This is a genomic window from Chitinophaga sp. 10T418 (assembly GCF_056394125.1).
In genome coordinates, this window is sequence record NZ_JBFTHG010000009.1 from 203,654 (window position 1) to 224,173 (window position 20,520).

A 20,520-nucleotide genomic window follows, 5' to 3' on the forward strand; every position below is an offset into this window, starting at 1 on the left:
CATTGTTATGAAGAAATTAGTTTTATCAATATTAGTCGCCGCGGGATTGTTTGGCTGTCGTAAGCTGGACCAGCCCATTACGCGGGAGTTTACCGAAACAGCCTACTGGCGTGATTCACAGGATGCGCTGGATGCATTGACCGCTTGTTACGAGCATCTTTCAAAAGATGATTATTTTTTTGGAGATGAAGCACTGAGTGACAATGCCTATAATAGTGGTGGTGGGTTATTGAATGTTACCGCGATTGCCAACGGTGGTTACGATGGCGCCAATGGCCGTGTAGTGGATACCTGGCCTTATTATTATACGACTATCCGCCGTTGTAATACCGTTACTGCGAACATCGATCGGGTACCCAATATGGATGCCACGCTGAAACGCCGTATCATCGCAGAAGCGCGTTTTATCCGTGCCTATGCCTATTTCCAGCTGAGCACCTGGTATGGTGATGTGCCATTTTACACCGATCTGATTACGATAGATCAGTCACGTACCATTGGCCGCACCGATAAAAATACTGTTCAGCAATTTGTATTGACAGAGCTGGCGGATATTCAGAAAGACCTGCCTACCAATCTGCAGCAGTCGCAGAATGACCGTGGTCGCATTACCCGTGGCGCAGCAGTAGCCCTGAGTGCCCGTGTACACCTGTTCCGTAGCGAATGGCAGGGTGTTGTAACAGATTGCGAACAACTGATTACAAAAACCGATAACGGCACTTATTCCCTGTTTGGTAATTACAGCAACCTGTTTACCGTAGCCAATGAATACAACAGTGAGGTAATCCTGGACCTGGAATATGGTGGCGCCAGAACATACGACAAGCAACGTCAGTTTATGCCGCAAACCATTGCTGCCCTGAGAAGCGTGCTGGTGCCTACACAGGACCTGGTAAATGATTACATCATGACCAACGGTAAAGCTATCGGCGAGGCCGGCTCCGGGTATGATGAAAACAATCCTTATATCAACAGGGATCCACGTTTTGAAGCGACCATTTTGCATGATGGCTCCAGGGTGACAGACTTCAGTGGTGTAGTACAAACGATCCTCACCAAGCCAGGGTCAACACCTGCTACCAACACCGTAGATGACCAGGGTGCTTCACCTACCGGTTATTACTTCTATAAATACTACGACCGCGCAGCCACCAACTATGCCTCCGGTTTAAACCTGGTCCTGATCCGCTACGCCGATATATTGCTGATGTATGCAGAAGCAAAAAATGAACTGGGACAGATGAATGCCGCTATATGGAATCAGACTATTCAGCCTTTGCGTGCCCGTGCAGGATTTACAGATGCCGGTGCGCTGCAGTTTAACGGGGCGTTGAGCCAGGCACAACTGCAAACTGTCATCCGCCGTGAAAGACGTGCTGAGTTTGCGTTTGAAGGGTTACGTATATGGGATATACGCCGCTGGAAAACATCGGACATAGTCATGAACAGACCTGTAAGAGGGATCAAAGTAACCTCCGGTGCATTCAATAAAGATCCTAACGGATATATCATCGTAGAAAACAGGCTGTTTACCAATCCCAAACATTACCTGTGGCCTATACCTACCATTGAACGCGATCAGAATAAAAATCTTTCACAAAACCAAGATTGGTAATCCTTCCACCTAAAACTGTAATAACATGCAAAAATATTTAATCATCTTACTGAGTGTTATATTGTTTAGTTGCAAAAAAGACTACACACTCAATACCAATATGCAGCCGGTAGCGAAACTCACCGCACCGCTGGACAATAAATACATCAAGCTGCAACCTGCCACCAGTGCTACGTTGAGCTTTGAATGGGATCAGGCCCGTGCAGAAGATGGTTCACTGGTGATCTATGAAGTAGCTTTTGATAAAGAGAATGGAGACTTTTCCAATCCTGTTGCCAAATTCGCATCCGATGGTGGTGGCGTACAGAACAAACTTACCTTATCTCACAAAGACCTGAACAGCATTGCTGGTAAAGCAGGCATTGCGTCTCTGGCTACGGGTAAACTGAAGTGGACAGTGCTGGCAGCAAAAGGATATAATATCCAGAAGGCAGCGGAAACGAAACTCATAGAAGTAGAAAGACCTAACGGCTTTGCTGAAATTCCTACAGATGTATTTCTGACAGGCGAAGCAACTGAAGCAGGCGCTGATTTGTCAAAAGCGCTGAAGATGAAATCCACCGCACCGGGAGTATATGAAATTTACACCTCTCTCAAAAATGGTAAATATCATTTTGCCAACAGAAATACAGGCGCACCTACTACTTACTCTATCCTGGGTACTGCTGTAAAAGAAGGGGGAGAAGGAACGCAGACAGCGGGTACCAAAGTATACCGTTTACGCCTGGACTTCAACAATGCTGCAGCTTCTGTAACAGAGGTCACCACCATAGGGCTCTGGTTTGCGCCACTGAACAAATTCTTATTTGAAATCAGTTATGCCGGTAATGGTACCTGGAGTATCAAGAATCAGCTGATTACTTTCAAGCAGGAATCATGGGGTCGTGATGAGCGTTATAAATTCCGTTTAGCCGTTAAAGATAGTGATGGCAATGCAGGTGAAGAATGGTTTGGCAGCGCCAACAGCGATAACAATCGTCCTACCGCCGCCACGCCGCTAAGTTTCTGGGAACTGCGGCCTATTGCAGGTAATGACCAGTGGGGTTATTGCTACAAGTTTGCCACCGAAGCAGATACCAAGAACTGCGATATCAATGTATACTTCACCACTGACAAGAATTACACGCACGAAATAATCGTCAAATAATTATAGCTATGAAGATAGTACGGTATTCTATATTAATGCTCACCCTGGCCTTCACTGCCTGTTTGAAAGAACCGGTAGATGATGGCCCGGGTCCGGGCGCCGGCAAAGCGCGTTATGCGTATAACTGGCCGCAGATCGCAGATTCGTCTACACAAGGGTTGATCAGTAACTTCTGGAACCAGGAAAAATATTTTAATCAGAACAGTACCGGCGGTACCACGTTTAATTACTGGCCTAATGCGCACGCACTGGATGTACTCACGGATGCGTATATACGTAAAAATGATCCTGCCATTAAATCCCGTATGGATGATTTGCTGGCCGGCATGAAAGTGAAGAATGGCGGTACTTACATTAACCACTTTTATGATGACATGGAGTGGATGAACCTGGCTTGCCTGCGTGCTTTTGAAGCCACGGGTGATACGCGTTACAAAGATGTAGCCGTGATCCTGTGGAATGATATCAAAGGCGGATGGGATGATGTTTGGGGCGGCGGTATTCACTGGAATAAAGACAAATCCAAGAACTATAAAAATACACCCGCTAATGCACCCGCCTGTATAATTGCCTGCAGAATGTACGGAGTTACTCAGAACGCCGACGATATCGCCTGGGCAAAGAAAATATACGACTGGCAGAAGAGTGTGCTGGTAGATCCTGTTAGCGGTCTTGTTTGGGATGGTATTAACCAGGATGGCAGTGGGCAGGTAACCAAGAACTGGAACTTCACTTATAACCAGGGCGTTTTCATCGGCGCTGGTGTGGAGTTGTACAAACTCACCGGTCAGGCCAGCTACCTCAACGATGCGCTGAGAACAGCCAACAATACGCTGGGTGGCGGTTTTACCAATGCCAATATCCTAAAGGATGAAGGCGCCGGAGATGGCGGTTTGTTCAAGGGCGTACTGGTTCGCTACCTGATGTTATTGATCACAGATGGAAGCATCAGCAGCACAGATGTTACCAAATATGCCAATTTCCTGCAACTGAATGCAGAAACGTTGTGGATGAAAGGCACCACCCGCCCGCAGGTATTATTTAATAAAGACTGGACCACCCTTGCTGCCAGCAGCGATCTGACGACACAGCTGAGTGGTGCGATGTTGATAGAAGCCGCTGCCAGGCTCAAAAGTATGGGATTGATCAAGTAACGAAAATTACAGTGATGGGGAGCAAAAAGACGACTGTTACCTTATGGTGCTTGCTTGTTGCCGGCGGGCTATGTGCCCAGAGCAACAGGCAGCGGGCGGCAGTATTGCAAAAGGCAGTGGATCAATATCTGTATGAACGCAAGACCGGTTTATACATTCAAACCAGCGACCGTACCAAAAATCATAATCTGCATGCCGACCTGTGGGGTCTTTGCGGGCTGATACAGGCGGCCAATGAAATGGAGAAATTAAACCCGGGTAAATCGTATATGTTGCCGGTAGTAGCGGCTATTAATCAGTATTATGATCCGATTCCGCCTGCACCTGGTTATGCGTCGTACGTGGTGAAAGAAAGAAGGGAAGACCGTTATTACGATGACAACCAATGGATCGGCATTGCTTACCTGGACGCCTATACGAGAACAGGTAAGAAATGGTACCTGGAGAAAGGGGAGGAGATCTACCAGTTTATGATGACAGGCTATGATACGGTGAGTGGTGGTGGTTTGTACTGGAAGGAGGGGGACAAGACCACAAAAAATGCCTGCTCCAACGGTCCGGGTATATTACTGGCGCTGCAATTATATGATGCGACGCATAAAAAAGCCTATCTCGATACGGCGAAGCTGTTGTATAGCTGGGTAAATAAATACCTACGTTGTGGGGATGGTGTGTACTGGGATGCCCTGAAACCCGAGGAGAACAACCGGATTGACTCCGCCGCCTATACTTATAATACCGGTACGATGCTGGAAGCCAATGTAAAGCTGTATCATATCACTAAAAATGTGCAGTATTTAAGAGAGGCGCAGCATATTGCGGCAGGAGGCTATCAGCGGTTTTTCAGGAGGGGTCGTTTTCATTCTTCTTACTGGTTTAATGCGGTGCTGCTGAGAGGTTACGAGGCATTGTATAAAGCCGATAATAACAAAAAGTATATTAACGCTATGCAGGAATACGCAGATAAGGTGTGGTGGAATGATCGCGACAGCAGCACCAATATGCTGGGCAACCGTCCGGAAAAGGAGCTGCTGGGACAGGCGGGGATGATAGAGATCTACGCAAGACTGGCTGGTATTTAATATTTAGCGCTACACGCTACAAAACAAGCCCGCAACGTTCTCGCTGCGGGCTTTTGTTTTGTGTGTATGAAGCATGCGTTTATGAGAATCTTGTTACCAGTGCAATGCCCTGGTAGGCATTCAGTGTATTTTCATCCATGAATACTACTTTACCGCCTTTTTGCAGTACACTGTCGATGATGATCAGCGAAACATCTTCTGCGCCTGGCTGATCTGATTCCGTAATGGCGCCGTCTTCAATGGTACCATTGTGGAAGTAGGTTTTTTCGAGGTAAAGTGTGTCTGCTGCGCCAGCTTCTGCGGCCCGGTAAATATCTCCCAGGTCTACCAGCAGGCGTTGTCTGGATTGTGCCTCACCTATAGCAGACAGGGCTGCCGTTTGTTTGTCGGCCATGTGCTGTTGTACCAGCGGGAAGGTCACCTTCAGAATTTCGTGGCTGCTGGTGTCATCGTAGCTGCCGGCGGCGGTAGCGATCACGATTTTTTTGATATCCATTTGCTCCTGGTAGTAAGCAATACTTTTGGTATCGCCTAAGAGTACCACGGGGAGTGGATTTTCGTGATAATATTTTTTGAATTGTTTATCGGCCACATTGAAATATTCTTTCAGCAGGTCATCTACAATAGCGTCCTGTTGTAATTTCATGGGGTCTTTGGTGTAATATTCGTTGGAGAAGGGAAAGTCGTCATTATGTATTTCCCTTACCAGGGTATCGTTATAAGCCTCCAGCAGCCTGATTTTCTGGCGTGCGATGGTGAGAATATAGTAATGTTCCTGTTGTTGTAACGCTTTGAGCAGCGGTCGTACTTCAAAGCGGTCGCTGATCACTACGCGGTCCGTAGCCGGAACGGGGAGTTTCACTACCTGTATGCTGTCGTGGTTCGCAAAAATGGTGAGGCTATCCAGGTTATAGTCGTGATTGATGTCCAGTTCAGCGGCCTTGATTTTATCCAGTACGGGCCATACTTCCCTTTTGTCGAGGTGTCGTATAACCTGGTTTCCGCTTCTGCTACCAGTTTTTTCAGGTTGATAGGGTCCTGTTTATTGTCGGGGTGAGTTCTGTGAGTAGAGAGTAGTATGGTGACTGCCGGTGCTCCGTGGTATTGACTCAGTGTCATTAATGCTTGTTCCATAAGTTCCATTTTTATTGCTTAACAAACAGTTGAATACAATGTTTAACTGTTTGGTAAAGGTAGTATGCAAGCATTGCGCCATTCATGACAAGTATCACCCGTTCGGCTGATTTTCATCAGTTCACGTTATTATTTTGCTATAATATTACATAATTCCTTAATTTTATGATATTTATTATTAATTTATCACCGGGAACAGCTATTCCTGTTCCCCTGTAAAAAGAGTAGACGAAACCTATCCTATCCCTATGAGGCTGATGATATTGCTGTTTTTTGCTTTTGTGCACATGTCTGTTTATGGACAGACGGCAGTGCCGCCGGCTAAAAAAGGCAATCGGGCAACAGAGTTCCAGATGAAGGAGGGGAGCTACCTGAGTTTTGCGCAGGTGAATTTAAGTCTGGGTGAAATTGGTTTCCGGGTAGAAGTCGCCTCTGAACATAAAAAGAGTAATGCGCGTATTGAATTCCGGATCGACAAGCCCAAAGGGAAAATTATCGGGACCCTGGAAATACCCTATACAGGTGATAGTACCTACGCATTGAAATTAACGGGTAACCTGCGACATGCAGAAGGCGTGCATGATTTATACCTCGTAGCAAAGGGCGCCATGCCATTTAGCATCACTTCTTTTGGCTTCATCTACAATTATTAATATAGCCATTTACGTTAGTTTGATATTTTTTTTGGTGAAAAGAAATAGGTGTGTATATTTGCAACCCCTGACACGATATCAGTTGCCCAGATGGCGAAATTGGTAGACGCACTGTGTTCAGGTCGCAGCGCTCGCAAGGGTGTGCTGGTTCGAATCCAGTTCTGGGCACAATACAAAGAGGACGTCTCAATATTTATGAGACGTCCTCTTTGTATTAACGTATATTTTTTATCAAGTTGATATGAAAAATAAAAAAGAATAAATGGATCAGAATTTACCATTATTGTTTTTCCAGTTCTCTTTTGCCGGAATTTCTTCGATAGTGTCCCAATGCTCGACAATTTTTCCGTTTTCTACGCGGAACAAATCATAAAACGAACTGTGCTTACTTGCAAACATCCCTTCACTTATTGTTAATACAAAATTACCTTCGCCCAGTACTTTATGAATAGTGCTGTATTTCATAGCTATACCCTGCGAGGCCATATATTCGAGTGCTTTTCCTAATCCCGACAAGCCATCACCAATTTGAGGATTGTGTTGAATATAGTTATCACCATCAATATATACCGTGATTTTTTCCATTCGTCCATTTACTAAGATGTCGTCTACAAAACTATGTACTAAGGCCTTGTTTGCTTCCGTTTTATCGGCCTCCGCACTTGTTGCAGGCCCATCTGTCATCGTATGTCCGCTTGGATTTGGCCCACTTGTTTCCTGCAAATTATCCCAGTGTTCTACAATTTTGCCATCTTCAAAACGAAAAATATCAAAACCGATTTTTGGGCCGAAAAAATTATAGTCGGCATGGGTGAAAACATAATTGCCGTCTTCAAAAGCTCTTATGATATTTACTTTTGCAGAATCCTTAGGCAATTCCTTGAGCAACGCTCCAAATCCGGCAAGTCCATCTGCCGCGCCTAAATTATGCTGGACATACTTGTTTGGATTAATATATCCAATAGGTTCTGTAGCTCCCGTTTCAATGGATTTTAGTAACTCAACTACATTTTGTTTGTTGCTCATTCTTTTATTTTTTAATTATTATTTAGATGCGACATATTATATTAATTGTTTAAAGCGGCGTCAAAGTCCCTTTTAGGTTTAAAAAATTATGCCCGGCATCTGCAATATTGGTATATACTGTATTGTTTTCAAAATCCTGTATATGTGTTACCCTTGCGCCTGATTTTTCTTTCCAGTACACCATAAACAAATTAGGTCTGATCTCGGTTCTGGTAATTTGAACAGTTTCAAAATTACCGAAGCCGCTATCAGCCAAAGCGGTCCACGTTAGCTGTGTTTCACTTTCAAAATGTAATTCAAAAGCATAATTACCAAAATCGGCTTTGAATTTCTTTCCAATAATCTCAATTTTATTTTCCATCTTCTTTTGCCTTTATATTTTAAGCCAAAGGTCTGAACTTTGAAACACGTTAGAAAGGTGAAAATCCTACTTTAAATGATACATTTAGTCCCGGTATTTTTTCCGGAATTCAGTAGGGGTTGAATGACTAAGTTTCTTGAAATATTTAATAAAGTTTGTCGGCTCATCAAAACCCAAATCAAAGCCAATTGCCTTTATGCTTTCGGTGGTATGCACTAAAAGCCGTTTTGCCTCCAGCATAACCCGATCATCAATAAACTCCTTGGGGGTTTGGGATAGAAGCTTTGTTGTAGCCTGATTAAGACGTTTTTCTGTAATGTGTATTTTTTTAGCATAAAAGCTTACGAGTTTTTCACTTTTGTAATTTGCGTCTAAGGCATCTTTAAACAACATGACAAAATCAAGATCGGGACCTTTTTTAAACTCAATAATATTTTGTTTTATCCTTTCCCGCTCAGAAAGTAAAAGCAAATTATGAAGAAGGTTTTGCAGGATCTCGTCTTGCGAACTGTCTTTTTCATTTTGCAATTCATTAATTATTTGTTGAAATATACCTTCAAATATCTTCGCTTGATGCCCGACTTCAATTTGCGAAACGGGAAATAAATTATTGAACAAAATAGTATCCCGCAAAAACTTATGGTCGGCTTCTGTCTTGCAAAAGAAATTGTCGGTAAATAAAATCGCCCGCCCATCAAACGGATTCTTACTATCAAACGCATGAACCGTGTTTTTGTTTAAAAAAAGAAGTGTATTGGGTTTGATGCTTACAGGATTGAAGTCCACTGAATGTATCGGATTTCCTTTTTGAAACCAGATTACATGATAAAACCTTGCCCGGTGTACCGTGGTTATTATACTTTTCAATCTTCCATAAAATTCAGCAAGCTCTACAATTTCAAACTCTTGTGGAAGACTCTCTTTGAAGGTATATTTTTTAATATTTGCTGTCATTTCCAGTATTTTTTTAACTACTTGCTTGCAGGAATCAATTGATTTCAAAAATAATAATTATAAGGCATACATCTTTGTAGCTTGTGATACGGTCATTATTACCGATGCATCGCCAGATACTATATGAAAAAGCTGAATACAGACCCGGAATTGAACACAAACTCGCCTATTGGTGATAGGACATTGTTGATGGATTGAATTGTTGTGCCATGAAAGCATTTACATAGCCAACCTCTGACGTGTCATTTATGCCAGCTAATGAATTTCATATGGAAGTTCCGATTGTATTGCTCCCATCTTGCCGAACTCAATGGTTTCATTATTAAAAAGTATCTGTGGAATAGAAAATTAAAAGCGAAATGGCTACTGCTAGTTCTAAATGATATTTTGCACTACTCATAACTTGGTTAGAGACTGGTAGATTTTTTCACCAAAGAGAGGTGAAAGGATTCTATGCTTGTCTGACCAAAAGTAAAACCGATGTTAGAGTGTGTTTTTCTTTTGGCGGAGATGATATTGTAACCCTTTATCAAACGTCACAATAATTCATTTGACATACTTTGCCTAATTTCTTTATAATCAATAAAAATTGGTTCGATAATGTTCCCCTAGTGGGCACAAGAATGGATAAACTTAGGTTTGTCCAGTTTTATTTTGGAGAAAGATCCCGATTCATAATTTGTATTGGCTTCACCTTATCGGATAGCTATGGATAGTAGCGTAATATTTCCTGAAAACTTTCTTAATAGAGTCTAATTTTTAATCATGAAAATTAAGTTTACCGATAGTAATCCCAATGGAATCAAGCAAAGTAAAGCGCTTAAATTTTCTATTTTATTTGTGGGTATTGTTTTGATCCTACTGGGGAGTGGCGGGTTTTATTATTGATTTGTTTTTCCCTGCTTCTTTTATCAGTTTCCATAATATTGCAGGTAAGAGTAAATTTTAAGTGCATTTAGGAACCCCCATCATTATAGTCAACATTACCTACAAAAGTGTATTTTCATTATGTAGACTCCGTCGAGCCTATGCTTAGCACCCGCTATGTACCTATAGTAACAGCGCAGCAGAGGTGGACTTGATGCGGGGATGAGTTCCGGATGTATAACCCCAGTGAAATTGCATCAGAAGACGGATGGAGGTCGGAAATGGCAATAGGAGGGCCGCTTCAGTGCCAGGCTGTAGTTGCGGAAAGAGATTTACTATTTAAAGGAAGCAGGTATAAAGGGTTTATTCATCAAAATATCTCCGGTGGCAAATTAGCTTTATTCCAGTTGAATAACAGCTGGATATGCGTGTGTATAGATAAGTTTGGGAAGCAATTTCGTCCGCTTGGGGTAAGTACGTTTATGAGCATATTTGTGTACCTGTGGCGCTACCACTGCAATAATATCGGCTGCCATATGTTGTCTGTTGCAGGACGGACCATCTTTGTACATGGCTCTTACCTGGAAAACCACTACCAGTGAACCCTCTCCGGGTACATCGAGCGAAACATTTGTTTCCTGGAAAGTGGTATCCGGCTCTATCATTAGCGTCACCGTTTCGCTACCTGCCACCTGACGTGATATAAAATCAATACGCGTTGCGATCACTTTTACTTCGAGGGCAGCAATACCTTTATACCCGTCGATGGTTTGTGCTGGAATATTTAATATCCCGTTACTCAAGAGGCGGGGAGCCACCGGAAAAAAACGATCTACTCCGGTATGCTGATTGAAGCGGAAGCCTGCTATGGCCGCATGATGGTCGCCGGCAGCAATGAGCAGCCTGTTGAGCCGATTGATGTGGCCACCGTCGCAATGGATATCCAGGTTGCTGTAGAAAGCATGCCGGATAAAAGCGGCTTTCCTGCTGGCGATGCCAAAGCGACGGGATGCGCGGCGGGTAGCAGCCGTTTGCTGCACGCTTTCAGGCATGCTGCGCAGGAAGTAGTTGCCATTGCGCTTATACCCAATGAGAGGGCCGAGTTTTCCCGTAAAGGGAATAATAGACATTTGTTTTGCCATGGGAGATTATTTTGATTACTATAAATATAACGTAATTCGGGGAACGGGTTTTCGGGGCAGATTGAAGATTGGCTAAAGGGAGTGTATGGAGCATTGTATAATATTCAAAGATAGTGCAGTAGGTATTTGAGAATGACAAATACGAGTGTATTGGCATTTAGAGAATATCGAAAAAAGATATTCCCCGTGTTTTCGGCTTGATCCCGCAAGGATAAATCAACAGGTGTAATAAAAGTACTGATAGAATACATTGATCATTATACTTATATCATAAAGACAATATATTGGCTTGTACTATATCATCCCTAAACCTGTTCTCGACTGATCACTCTTGCACAGCTTAGAAACTCCGGAGCCAGCAACTTCAACGGCACAGCGTCCACACAGTAGTGTTCAGCATTAATCAAGTAAACGGCGGTTATGTTGGTAAGCGGCATGATCCATTTAAAATAAGGGATCAAGTGTCTGTATATTTGTTCTACTGTTGTATTACTATGCTCTTTTATCACTAATACAGCAATACCACTTCTGGTTCCTGAAAGGTATTTTGCAGCCTTCATCATATTGCCTAAAAAAGCCTTGCGGTTAGTACCCGTTTCACTTTCTATGATGATATATTCATCACCACCATTGCGGAGCACCACATCTGGTTTATATCCAGTATCAATTTCCTGTCCGTTTAGCATGATAAAATATCCATCAGCTCCATGAGCCAAATTCTTAAAAATGCTGTCTTCCATTATAAATTTTTATCTCCAGCAATCAGAATCAAAGTCTTCATACTCTGTTAAGTATTGAATTTATAAATCTTGACGCGGTACGCCAAGAGCCATAGCTAAGGGATATACAATATCGCCCCAGGTAGTACCCGAAAAGATCTGCCCGCCTAATTCCTCTTGCAGGGTAACCAACGTAATGTCAATGCCCTTTTCTCTGAGTGCTATCAGTGGAGTCTCATAGCTAATATCATTTGCTACAAGAATTACGTTATCTGAATTAATTACTCTCTCCAGATATTCTACCACCTCGAAACTAATGATCTCTCCGGTTTCAAATATATAAAAGGTAGCCCCAGGCACATGCTCAGATTTATAGTAGGCATCATGCCCGTACTGCATAAGACCTGCAAGGTTGTGGTGCTTGCTCGAAAACAATGCTATGTTAATTGGTACGTTGGCTTTATCGTACCTGTTGTAGCATTTTAATATCTGTGTGACTACATCATCCAAACTCATATCACGTACTCCCAAATCAGGGTAAATATCCCGGTACAATTCGATCACCTCAGGTATTACCTTTTCCAGAAAAACGCCATCTATAACAAGGGTCGTAAACTTTTTCACCGGCTGTTTTGACAACAACATTCTTATCCGCTGCACATTCTGTTCATTGAACAGCTTATTGGCAAAATCAGGCAGTTTATTTTGTGTCAATGTAAGCCTATATACCCGCTCATCCTTATTCCAGCTCTTTACATCCTCAGGAAAGAATACAAATAGTTGATCATTGTTTTGATCATCTACTACATAGGCAAAGACAAGGAAATGATCGGATACATACTCAATAGGTATTTCAATATTGCTGGATTTATTTGCGGCAATCTTGCGGTACTTACACTGTACATTCAATATATGGGGAATTTTACTCTCAAGGCTGTCAACGATCAGTAAATCTGCCCCATGCTGGTCAAAGTTAGGCTTGCAATTTAAAATACCGGCCTTTAAAAGTACACTTTGAACATAGTATTCAGCCTGAAGTTCAGAGGGTCTAAAGTCCTTCATGTGTTTTACAGAAATTAAATGTTATAAAGAGAGATACTTATTGATGATTTCACTCCAATAGTGCATTGTTTCAAAAGGATTATCCCACCTGGAAGAAGATGATGAGCCGATCAACTCAATGGGAATCTTGATCAGGATATCTTGTTCCGACTTTTTCAAAAAGTGCCGAGACTTAACACTTGTGCACAACACGGCCTTTATATTACTACGATTTACGAAATCAGCAATAGGATTAAACCGGGGGGCTATGATCTTACTATCGAGATTTCCACCCCTCAAACAATCAGAAACCACATCCCAAACCGCTATTTTATTGCGTTTCAAGAGCTCGTATCTATCTTCCTTGGGCACAGTCATATCGAAGCACTTGCAGACTGGGTAATCTGGTTGTAAAATGCGATAAATATAATTCCAGAAATGGTTCGATTTATTCGCATAATACATATCTGCGGCAATAGAATCATTACCAGGCATTGTACCGAGAATGAGTATCTCAGCATCTTCATGGAACACCGGCGGCAGACAATATTTTCGTGAAGGATCTATCATCTAAATTAAATATAAAATTGTCTATGCAAAAGGCGAAGAAGTTATAAAGATCACTTGACAAACATTCTCTTGGTGCGTATAAAATTGTAGCCGTCCAATTCCCGTTTAGGAAGAAACAGAGCTCATTTTTATAAACGAGAATTGGGGCTACACCTGTTAATAATGGCAATGATATGGGTAGTAGTTCAAGAGAGTTCACTTTCAGCATCTAAAGCCTCATGAATGGGAGCAGGAGAGCTTGTTTTATTATTCTCTACCATATCGACAATAGCATTGATACAATTATTAAATAGTTCTCCAACTTTAGCATAATCCTCCTGATGCTTATCTATTTCCTGCAGCAGGGAATAAGGAATACGTAATTGGATGCAGAAGCCGAGCGAAAGCGTTAAATAGCTGCGATCAGTATTTTCGAAGTTATCATACCATTTACATTGTTCTTTCCAATCCATATTTAAATGATCGGATAAAAAGAGGTCTAACTCATCCCATTTACCAATATCCCATCTGCCGGAATTCTCATAGAAATTTTCGTAAGTGTTTATTTCTTTCTTTAATAATAATTTGTTATCGATGGGGATACTTATGTGGGTGATATACCGGTTGAAATGCATGAATTTTAAATGCCGTTCTATATAGATATCAAAAGTATGCTTACCTACTGTAACTTTCTTTGCATTGATCCATTCCAATGAGCTATTGTAAACTGCATATCCCTGTTGCTTGGTATTTCCTGGCCACACATAAAGCATTAAGGAAGGGTTAATAGCATCGAATTCGAATTCAGGAATTGCTTCAGTGGCCCATGGCTTTTTCAGGATGATAACTTTTCTGTCCGGAAACATCGTAAAGGAATCCTTCCCGACAGAACGCATTGCTTTTTCAAGGCGTTTATTCAGTTCAAGCCAGTTTAGTTCTGTGTTATGTTTTGTGTCAAATCCAAGGTGCCTGAAAGGCGTTGTTGGTATCCAGTGGTTATACTTTCTTTCAATCAGCCGTAAAAAGGAAATGGTAAAAGGATTTTCATTTTTATTCAGCAGATTGAAGTGATGTATCTTTTTTACATTGTGTAATATTGTCTCCCATGGCAAATGAAAAGATTTCAGTTCCTTCTGATTTTCTTCCTTTATAAAAGGTAATATTTGCTGAAGAAGTTGATCTTTACAATCCTCTCTTGTTCGTTTTACCTCAATGATGATAGTAATGTCTTTAATGACAATTATAATGTCAGTAAAATTAGATTTGTCTACTTTTACAGCATCAGTTAGAATATCACTCCAGTCTTCATAATTTATATTTTCTGTGAGCCCAATTGCATACAACTTACGTGTATTTTCAACAAGGTCTCCGGTCTCTCTTTCTATGTCAATTTCAATTTCAGCATCTTCAGGAGGATTAGATAATAAGAAATTAAAGTCTTCTTCTTGTAGCCAGGCATTCAGGAAGGAAAAGAGTAATACTTTGTCGTTTTTAAGACATAATGCAAATGCCCGCGCAAGGTTTTTTTCCAAATGAATTGGCTCATCATTTTCGTGGAAAAAACGGAATAGTTGTAAATGATTGTTCATTAAGTGTATTTAATTGAGGGATGATAAATCGTAATTTTTAATACAGGGAATTTACTGATATAAGCTACTTATCTAATGGTAATTTAGGGCCCAGCGGAGTGAATATAGCATATTTTGCCTTTAAGGCAAAAAAATAAGCTTTATGGAAAAACGTACATCATCATCTCTATAAATGTATGAAAAAGAGAAAACTCTTCCTGTTGCCTGGTTTAGCCGCTAGTGTATTACTCATGATATTCATGTGGAACTTTTTATATGTAAACCACTTCAGGAAATTGACCTTGATAATAGTGCCTGAAAAATTTCCGGATTGGCTTCCCCCAATACCTTATACCACATTTCGTAATTATCATAACATCCATTATACCGGTAAAGACCTGCAGGACAATATTAAACTGGAATACGCAAGAATCAGAATAGCTGAAATCATCCAACAAAATGATACCATTAATGGTCTCCATTTTACTTTCAGCGACAGTGCCAAAGTGAACATTTTCATCCATACCCTGGATGTGTTGAAACAGGAAAACGCACAGAGGTATGCCATTGACAGAGGTGAAATCTGGTTTTATGAGGAGCCGTTTGAGCCGCAAGCATTCGACGGTAATGACAAACTTAAAGTGATCGAATTATAAGACAGTACTGACACATGGATGTCTTTCATATATTAAAATTATCTGATCAATAAAAAATAGCTTCCTGATCGCGCAATCGAAGAAGCTATTTTTGCCTCATCCCAGAAGATAAGCCCGGGGTGATATAAGGGTACTTAGCATATTATATATTCATATCCCACCATCCTATTGCCCAACCGCTTTATTAAGCGCTACGATCGCTGCTTTGAAATGTTGTCTCGTAATAACAAACTGGAAATTGACTTTTCTCAACGCTATCCCGACGCTTAAAATATTAATCTCAGCCTGGGCCAGTGCGGCAGTAGCTTTGGCCAATAATCCCGGCTGATCCATGTTTGAGCCAAGCAGGCAAACCATTGCCACTGGTTCTACAGTCACATGTTCATATTTTGCTTTCAGGTCCTTCAGCAACTTCTGATTCAAATCACTTTCCCAGATGACGATGCTGATGCTGTTGGCGCTGGTAGCCTTAAAGGTATAGCTGATGCTATAACGGGCAAATACCTGCATGATATCGAGATCACTTCCCACGGCGCCTACCATTAGCGGGTCATAGATGTCGATGAGTAGCTGTTGGTCAGAGCCCGTGATCACTTCCACGCGCTTATGTTCAGAAACATAATTTTTAGTGATCAGTGTACCTGGATGTTCGGGCTCAAAGGTATTTTTGATACGGAGATTGATAAGGGCTATCTCCAGCGGTTTGGCCGCCTTAGGATGAATAGCTTCCATGCCAACATCGGCCAGTTGGTCGGCAATGTCATAGTTGGTATACCCAACTGGTTGTACGTTTTCTATGCCTACCAATGCCGGATCGGCGGTTGACAGATGGTATTCTTTGTGGATGATAGCTTCTTCCGGCCGGAGTAGTTGCGCTATCCTGCTGAAGGTTACTTCGGAATAGCCGCGGTCAAATTCTCTCATGATCCCTTCTGTTCCCTTTACATACCCTGTTGCAATACAGAGGCAGGTTTTAAGATCGATGGTCGCAAATTCTTCCCTGATGCGTTCATCAATGGTGAAGGAGCGTCCATCACCCAGGCCACTTAGGTCTGCCAGCGCTACGTTAAGGGCTTTGTTTTGCAGGATGTTTGCCAGCACAAAGGCGGAGTGGCTTTCACCTACGGAGGCGAGAATCTCCCGGACAGCCAGCAGAATGCCCTCATTGAGGTATCCGGAGGCCAGCATGGTGTTGGCGCTATCGAGATAGGTCAGCACCCGGTTAATAATGCCATCCGTTACTTCGTCGGCATGCGCTATATTCAGCCCAAGTGGCCCGTAATGGGCATTCAACTGTTTAAGGTGAAGTCTGACCGCTTCAAGTGCTTTATGGTAATCATTTCCTGTTGCGAATTGATGATAGGCGCCGGGGGCTTTTGTCTTTTTATTCTCCAGCAGCAGGTTGGTGACGCCGGAAAAAGCAGAAACAATAAAGACACGATTGTATAGCCCATCGCCGGTACGGCCGTAATAAATGATATTGTCGATTACATCTTTCAGGGCGGTCATTGAMGTGCMCCCGATTTTTTCCACAGTTAACATACTGCGAAACTATATAATTTATTAATGAAATGAAAGCGGGGAGCCGCCAAAATAATTTTAACGCAGAAGGCATCTTAGAACTTACCATTCGTATTCTTTCTGTCTTCTACTGGTGGGATGGTTTCAAATACGTCCCAGTGTTCTACTATCTTGTTCTCTTCAACCCTATACAGATCATAGATGGCAGTATGTTTTCCCTGCCAATATGCTTCGCTTAATGCCAGTACAAAGTTTCCTTCTCCCAATACGAGGTGTAGCTGTTTATATTCCAGGGGTTGTCCATTGGCTTTCCATTCCTGCATGGCTGATACATAAGCAGCTACGCCATCGCCCAGGTAAGGGTTATGCTGTATGAGCAGGTCATTACTGAAATATCCGGGTATTTCTTTCCAGTTTTGTGGTATCAGGATATCTTCTGTGAACCTTGTAATGATTTCTTTATTGGCGGCCGTTTTATGATGATCTGTTGCCTTTGTTTTACCATCTGTCATGGTACGGCCCGAAGGATTTCTTTCTTTAGGTGTGGGTTGGAGATTATCCCAATGTTCAACACTGATACCTTCTTCAAAGCGGTGTATGTCGAATGCAACGGTAGGTCCGAACAGGTAATAGTCTACATGTACGAAGCCATAGTCTCCGTCCTGGAATGCACGTACTACATTGGTATATATTTTTTCATGTGGCATCTGCGCGTGTAAATCCAGGATAGCCTGTCTGCCGGTGGCCACATTCGGATTGTGTTGTTGGTACCTGGTAGGGTGTAGCAGGCCCGTTTCCAGCAATGTGTTTGTTTCTATGCTATTCTGGATGGCCGTTGCTTTTTCGCTGTTTGATAAATTGTTCATTGTAGTCATTTTATATTTACGGAAGCAAAACTCCTGATAAGCGGGGATGCAAACAATACCAGTGAAAATTATCAGATAGGGGGAAAATTATCGCTATGGCCAGTTAATGGCGTAAGGCGTATTTTTGTAGTAATAAGTATTAAGATGTATCAGAAGAAAACAACAAATGACCTGATTGCCTGTGGTATGGGCATTACAATGGAGGTGATTGGCGGTAAATGGAAGCCCTGCCTGATACTTTCTATTAACAGGGGACTTAAAAGGCCGAGTGAACTGCACAAAGCACATCCTCATGCATCCCCACGGGTGCTTAGCCAGCAGCTATCGGAGCTGGAAGACTATGGGATCGTTAAAAAGTATGTTTATCCGGAATTACCGCCAAAAGTTGAATACACGCTGACGGCTTATGGAGAGAGCCTGTTGCCTATATTATTTGCCATGGAAGCATGGGGAGAGAATTTTGAAAATGTATTTCAGCCTATGCACTTAAGCAGGCAGCACAAGCTCAATAAAGTGCTGTGAGCGCAAGGCTGGTATCTTTCATAAAGACGCCTTTTATTTTTTAAATACATTTTCATACAATTTGCTGAGATCTGAACACTTTTACCTTGGCATTCCGTGGGACCTTTGAGTACATCAAAATATTTAAAATGAAAATTGTACTTACCGGCTCCCTCGGGCATATCAGTAAACCGCTCACTGAAATGCTGGTGAAGGAAGGACACCAGGTGACCCTCATCAGTACAGATCCCAATAAGCAGGCCCAGATACAGGCCATGGGTGCTCAACCCGCTATTGGCAGTATTCAGGACCTGCCTTTCCTCGTTAAAACATTTACAGGCGCAGATGTTGTTTATTGCATGAATCCACTGGATTTCACCGCAAGGGACCTGGATGCATGGGATGGAAATATGGATAATTATGTTCAGGCTATCAGGGAAACCGGGATAAAGCGTGTATTCGTGCTCACCGGCTGGGTAGCGCACTTGCTGAATGGTATCCAACCAGAGAAAAAGTTTGAGACACTTAAGGACGTGTCTATTACCTTTGTGCGACCAGGACCGTTTTACACTAATTTTTATCACCTGAAGGATATGATCCGCCAGCAGGGCATGATTACATCCAATTACGGGGGAGAAGATATGGTAGCTTTTGTGGCTCCGGAGGACATTGCGACTGCCATCGCGGACGATATCAATACTCCGGCAACTGCCGGATTGAATGTGATGTACGTGGCCAGCGAGGAGCTTACCTGCACACAGGCTGCACAAATCATAGGAGCAGCCATTGGCATACAAGACCTCCAATGGATAGTGCTTCCCGGAGAACAGGTGAAACAAGGGCTTGAAACTAGTGGTGTATCGCCTGAGGTAGCGGGACTACTGGTGGAAATGCAGGAAAATATGCATAATGGGAAAGCACAGAAGGATTACTATCTTCACAGACCTGTAACAGGAAAAAGAAAACTGCGGGATTTTGCCAGGGAGTATGCTGCCTGGTACCATCAAAACTAACTATTATGGCCGGTAACCTGCCCCTGAAAATAAAAAGCATCCACGAGCTATTGCAGCTGAGAGGCCTGCCTGATACAAAACACCCGCTGATGAGTGTACTCAATATCGGGGAGTTAAAAAAGCAGGCTAAGAATATTGATATAGTGGTGACTACTGATTTTTATTTTATAGGTATGAGCAAGTCCACTCAGGCTTGTTTGAAAATGAAGTATGGGCAGCAGGAGTATGATTTTGATAAAGGGGTGATGAACTTCATTGCACCGGGGCGGGTATTTAGTTTTAATGCTGATCAGGAGGAAGAATTGAGTCAGTCCGGATGGTTGCTACTGCTCCATCCGGACTTTCTCTGGAACCATCCCCTTGCATTGAAGATAAGGCAGTATGAATTCTTTGATTATGCGGTAAATGAAGCCCTGTTTCTGTCTGATCAGGAGGAGCAGACTATCAGCGGGTTGTTTAAGAACATAGAACAGGAGTATAGCACTAATATAGATAAATTCAGCCAGGGGATTATTATTCCACTCATTGAATCTCTACTGGGATATGCAGAACGCTTCTATCAGCGGCAGTTCATTACCCGTAAAATCACCCACCATGGTATCGTGAGCCAGCTGGAAGCATTGCTGGAAAAAGCTTTTGCCCAGGAAACACTGGAAGATAAGGGGATACCTACGGTAAAAGATATATCCAGTCAGCTTAATATTTCGCCTAATTATCTGAGCGGTCTGCTCAAAACGCTTACAGGCAATAGCACCCAACAGCACATACAGGAGAAGATCATAGAGAAGGCGAAAGAAAGACTGAGTATGACAGATTTGTCCGTAAATGAAATAGCTTTTGAACTGGGTTTTGAATATCCACAGTCTTTCTCGAAACTATTCAAAACAAAGACGAATATTTCACCGCTGGAGTTCAGAAAGTCCAGCAGGTTTTAATCAAAGATGTAGGCGT

General features: G+C 42.4%; 21 protein-coding genes and 1 tRNA gene. 10 read left to right on the forward strand and 12 right to left on the reverse strand.

Features of this window, described 5'->3' with window-relative positions; genetic code table 11:
- Window positions 1-7 precede the first annotated feature (7 nt).
- Genes AC1DCV_RS24895 through AC1DCV_RS24910 form a run of 4 tightly spaced genes read left to right on the forward strand, consistent with a single transcriptional unit; the run spans window position 8 to window position 4,998 of the window.
- A complete protein-coding gene (locus AC1DCV_RS24895) occupies window positions 8-1,615 on the forward strand; it encodes a RagB/SusD family nutrient uptake outer membrane protein (RefSeq protein WP_477025704.1) in 1,608 nt (535 codons plus the stop codon).
- Between the two features lie 25 nt (window positions 1,616-1,640).
- Window positions 1,641-2,762: a SusE domain-containing protein gene (locus AC1DCV_RS24900; RefSeq protein ID WP_477025705.1), complete on the forward strand. Its 1,122-nt coding sequence runs from the start codon at window positions 1,641-1,643 to the stop codon at window positions 2,760-2,762.
- An 8-nt stretch (window positions 2,763-2,770) separates the two neighbouring features.
- Window positions 2,771-3,916, forward strand: a complete 1,146-nt coding sequence (locus tag AC1DCV_RS24905; protein WP_477025706.1) for a glycoside hydrolase family 76 protein — start codon at window positions 2,771-2,773, stop codon at window positions 3,914-3,916.
- A 14-nt stretch (window positions 3,917-3,930) separates the two neighbouring features.
- On the forward strand, window positions 3,931-4,998 hold the full coding sequence (locus AC1DCV_RS24910; RefSeq protein WP_477025707.1) for a glycoside hydrolase family 76 protein: 1,068 nt from the start codon (window positions 3,931-3,933) through the stop codon (window positions 4,996-4,998).
- Window positions 4,999-5,077: 79 nt separating this feature from the next.
- On the opposite strand, the gene AC1DCV_RS24915 is transcribed toward AC1DCV_RS24910, so the two are convergent.
- Together AC1DCV_RS24915 and AC1DCV_RS24920 are read right to left on the reverse strand one after the other, a co-directional pair.
- Window positions 5,078-5,860, reverse strand: coding sequence for a baeRF3 domain-containing protein (locus AC1DCV_RS24915; protein WP_477025708.1), 783 nt, complete (start codon window positions 5,858-5,860; stop codon window positions 5,078-5,080).
- Window positions 5,860-6,132, reverse strand: a complete 273-nt coding sequence (locus tag AC1DCV_RS24920) for a hypothetical protein (protein WP_477025709.1) — start codon at window positions 6,130-6,132, stop codon at window positions 5,860-5,862. The genes AC1DCV_RS24915 and AC1DCV_RS24920 overlap by 1 nt, the downstream gene beginning before the upstream one ends.
- 248 nt (window positions 6,133-6,380) lie before the next feature.
- On the opposite strand from AC1DCV_RS24920, the gene AC1DCV_RS24925 reads away from it, so the two are divergent.
- Window positions 6,381-6,785, forward strand: coding sequence for a carbohydrate-binding protein (locus AC1DCV_RS24925; protein WP_441577174.1), 405 nt, complete (start codon window positions 6,381-6,383; stop codon window positions 6,783-6,785).
- Between the two features lie 84 nt (window positions 6,786-6,869).
- Window positions 6,870-6,953 (forward strand) — tRNA-Leu (locus tag AC1DCV_RS24930).
- Window positions 6,954-7,052: 99 nt separating this feature from the next.
- On the opposite strand, the gene AC1DCV_RS24935 is transcribed toward AC1DCV_RS24930, so the two are convergent.
- The 8 genes from AC1DCV_RS24935 to AC1DCV_RS24970 all read right to left on the reverse strand — a co-directional run bounded on the left by AC1DCV_RS24935 (window position 7,053) and on the right by AC1DCV_RS24970 (window position 15,033).
- Window positions 7,053-7,811 carry a nuclear transport factor 2 family protein gene (locus AC1DCV_RS24935; RefSeq protein ID WP_477025710.1) on the reverse strand — a complete coding sequence of 253 codons (759 nt, stop codon included), beginning with the start codon at window positions 7,809-7,811 and terminating at the stop codon, window positions 7,053-7,055.
- A gap of 49 nt (window positions 7,812-7,860) precedes the next feature.
- A complete protein-coding gene (locus AC1DCV_RS24940; protein WP_477025711.1) occupies window positions 7,861-8,172 on the reverse strand; it encodes a MoaF-related domain-containing protein in 312 nt (103 codons plus the stop codon).
- Window positions 8,173-8,256: 84 nt separating this feature from the next.
- Entirely contained in the window at window positions 8,257-9,126 is an 870-nt protein-coding gene (locus AC1DCV_RS24945) for a helix-turn-helix transcriptional regulator (protein ID WP_477025712.1), read from the reverse strand.
- Between the two features lie 1,265 nt (window positions 9,127-10,391).
- On the reverse strand, window positions 10,392-11,135 hold the full coding sequence (locus AC1DCV_RS24950) for a hypothetical protein (protein ID WP_477025713.1): 744 nt from the start codon (window positions 11,133-11,135) through the stop codon (window positions 10,392-10,394).
- A gap of 305 nt (window positions 11,136-11,440) precedes the next feature.
- Window positions 11,441-11,875 carry a hypothetical protein gene (locus AC1DCV_RS24955; RefSeq protein ID WP_477025714.1) on the reverse strand — a complete coding sequence of 145 codons (435 nt, stop codon included), beginning with the start codon at window positions 11,873-11,875 and terminating at the stop codon, window positions 11,441-11,443.
- A gap of 60 nt (window positions 11,876-11,935) precedes the next feature.
- Window positions 11,936-12,916 carry a hypothetical protein gene (locus tag AC1DCV_RS24960; RefSeq protein ID WP_477025715.1) on the reverse strand — a complete coding sequence of 327 codons (981 nt, stop codon included), beginning with the start codon at window positions 12,914-12,916 and terminating at the stop codon, window positions 11,936-11,938.
- Window positions 12,917-12,937: 21 nt separating this feature from the next.
- Complete coding sequence (locus AC1DCV_RS24965; RefSeq protein WP_477025716.1) at window positions 12,938-13,465, reverse strand: DNA-deoxyinosine glycosylase; 528 nt, start codon at window positions 13,463-13,465, stop codon at window positions 12,938-12,940.
- Between the two features lie 185 nt (window positions 13,466-13,650).
- On the reverse strand, window positions 13,651-15,033 hold the full coding sequence (locus AC1DCV_RS24970) for a hypothetical protein (protein WP_477025717.1): 1,383 nt from the start codon (window positions 15,031-15,033) through the stop codon (window positions 13,651-13,653).
- A 176-nt stretch (window positions 15,034-15,209) separates the two neighbouring features.
- Between AC1DCV_RS24970 and AC1DCV_RS24975 the strand changes: the two genes are divergently transcribed.
- Window positions 15,210-15,668, forward strand: a complete 459-nt coding sequence (locus AC1DCV_RS24975; RefSeq protein ID WP_477025718.1) for a hypothetical protein — start codon at window positions 15,210-15,212, stop codon at window positions 15,666-15,668.
- 165 nt (window positions 15,669-15,833) lie between these two features.
- On the opposite strand, the gene AC1DCV_RS24980 is transcribed toward AC1DCV_RS24975, so the two are convergent.
- Together AC1DCV_RS24980 and AC1DCV_RS24985 are read right to left on the reverse strand one after the other, a co-directional pair.
- Entirely contained in the window at window positions 15,834-17,210 is a 1,377-nt protein-coding gene (locus tag AC1DCV_RS24980) for an aspartate kinase (protein WP_477025719.1), read from the reverse strand.
- A gap of 74 nt (window positions 17,211-17,284) precedes the next feature.
- Window positions 17,285-18,055, reverse strand: coding sequence for a nuclear transport factor 2 family protein (locus tag AC1DCV_RS24985; protein WP_477025720.1), 771 nt, complete (start codon window positions 18,053-18,055; stop codon window positions 17,285-17,287).
- 144 nt (window positions 18,056-18,199) lie between these two features.
- Here AC1DCV_RS24985 and AC1DCV_RS24990 point away from each other — a divergent pair, with 144 nt between their 5' ends.
- The 3 genes from AC1DCV_RS24990 (at window position 18,200) to AC1DCV_RS25000 (ending at window position 20,504) form a co-directional block, all read left to right on the forward strand.
- A complete protein-coding gene (locus AC1DCV_RS24990; RefSeq protein ID WP_477025721.1) occupies window positions 18,200-18,577 on the forward strand; it encodes a winged helix-turn-helix transcriptional regulator in 378 nt (125 codons plus the stop codon).
- A 128-nt stretch (window positions 18,578-18,705) separates the two neighbouring features.
- Complete coding sequence (locus tag AC1DCV_RS24995) at window positions 18,706-19,569, forward strand: NmrA family NAD(P)-binding protein (protein WP_477025722.1); 864 nt, start codon at window positions 18,706-18,708, stop codon at window positions 19,567-19,569.
- Window positions 19,570-19,574: 5 nt separating this feature from the next.
- Complete coding sequence (locus AC1DCV_RS25000) at window positions 19,575-20,504, forward strand: helix-turn-helix domain-containing protein (RefSeq protein ID WP_477025723.1); 930 nt, start codon at window positions 19,575-19,577, stop codon at window positions 20,502-20,504.
- Window positions 20,505-20,520 lie beyond the last annotated feature (16 nt).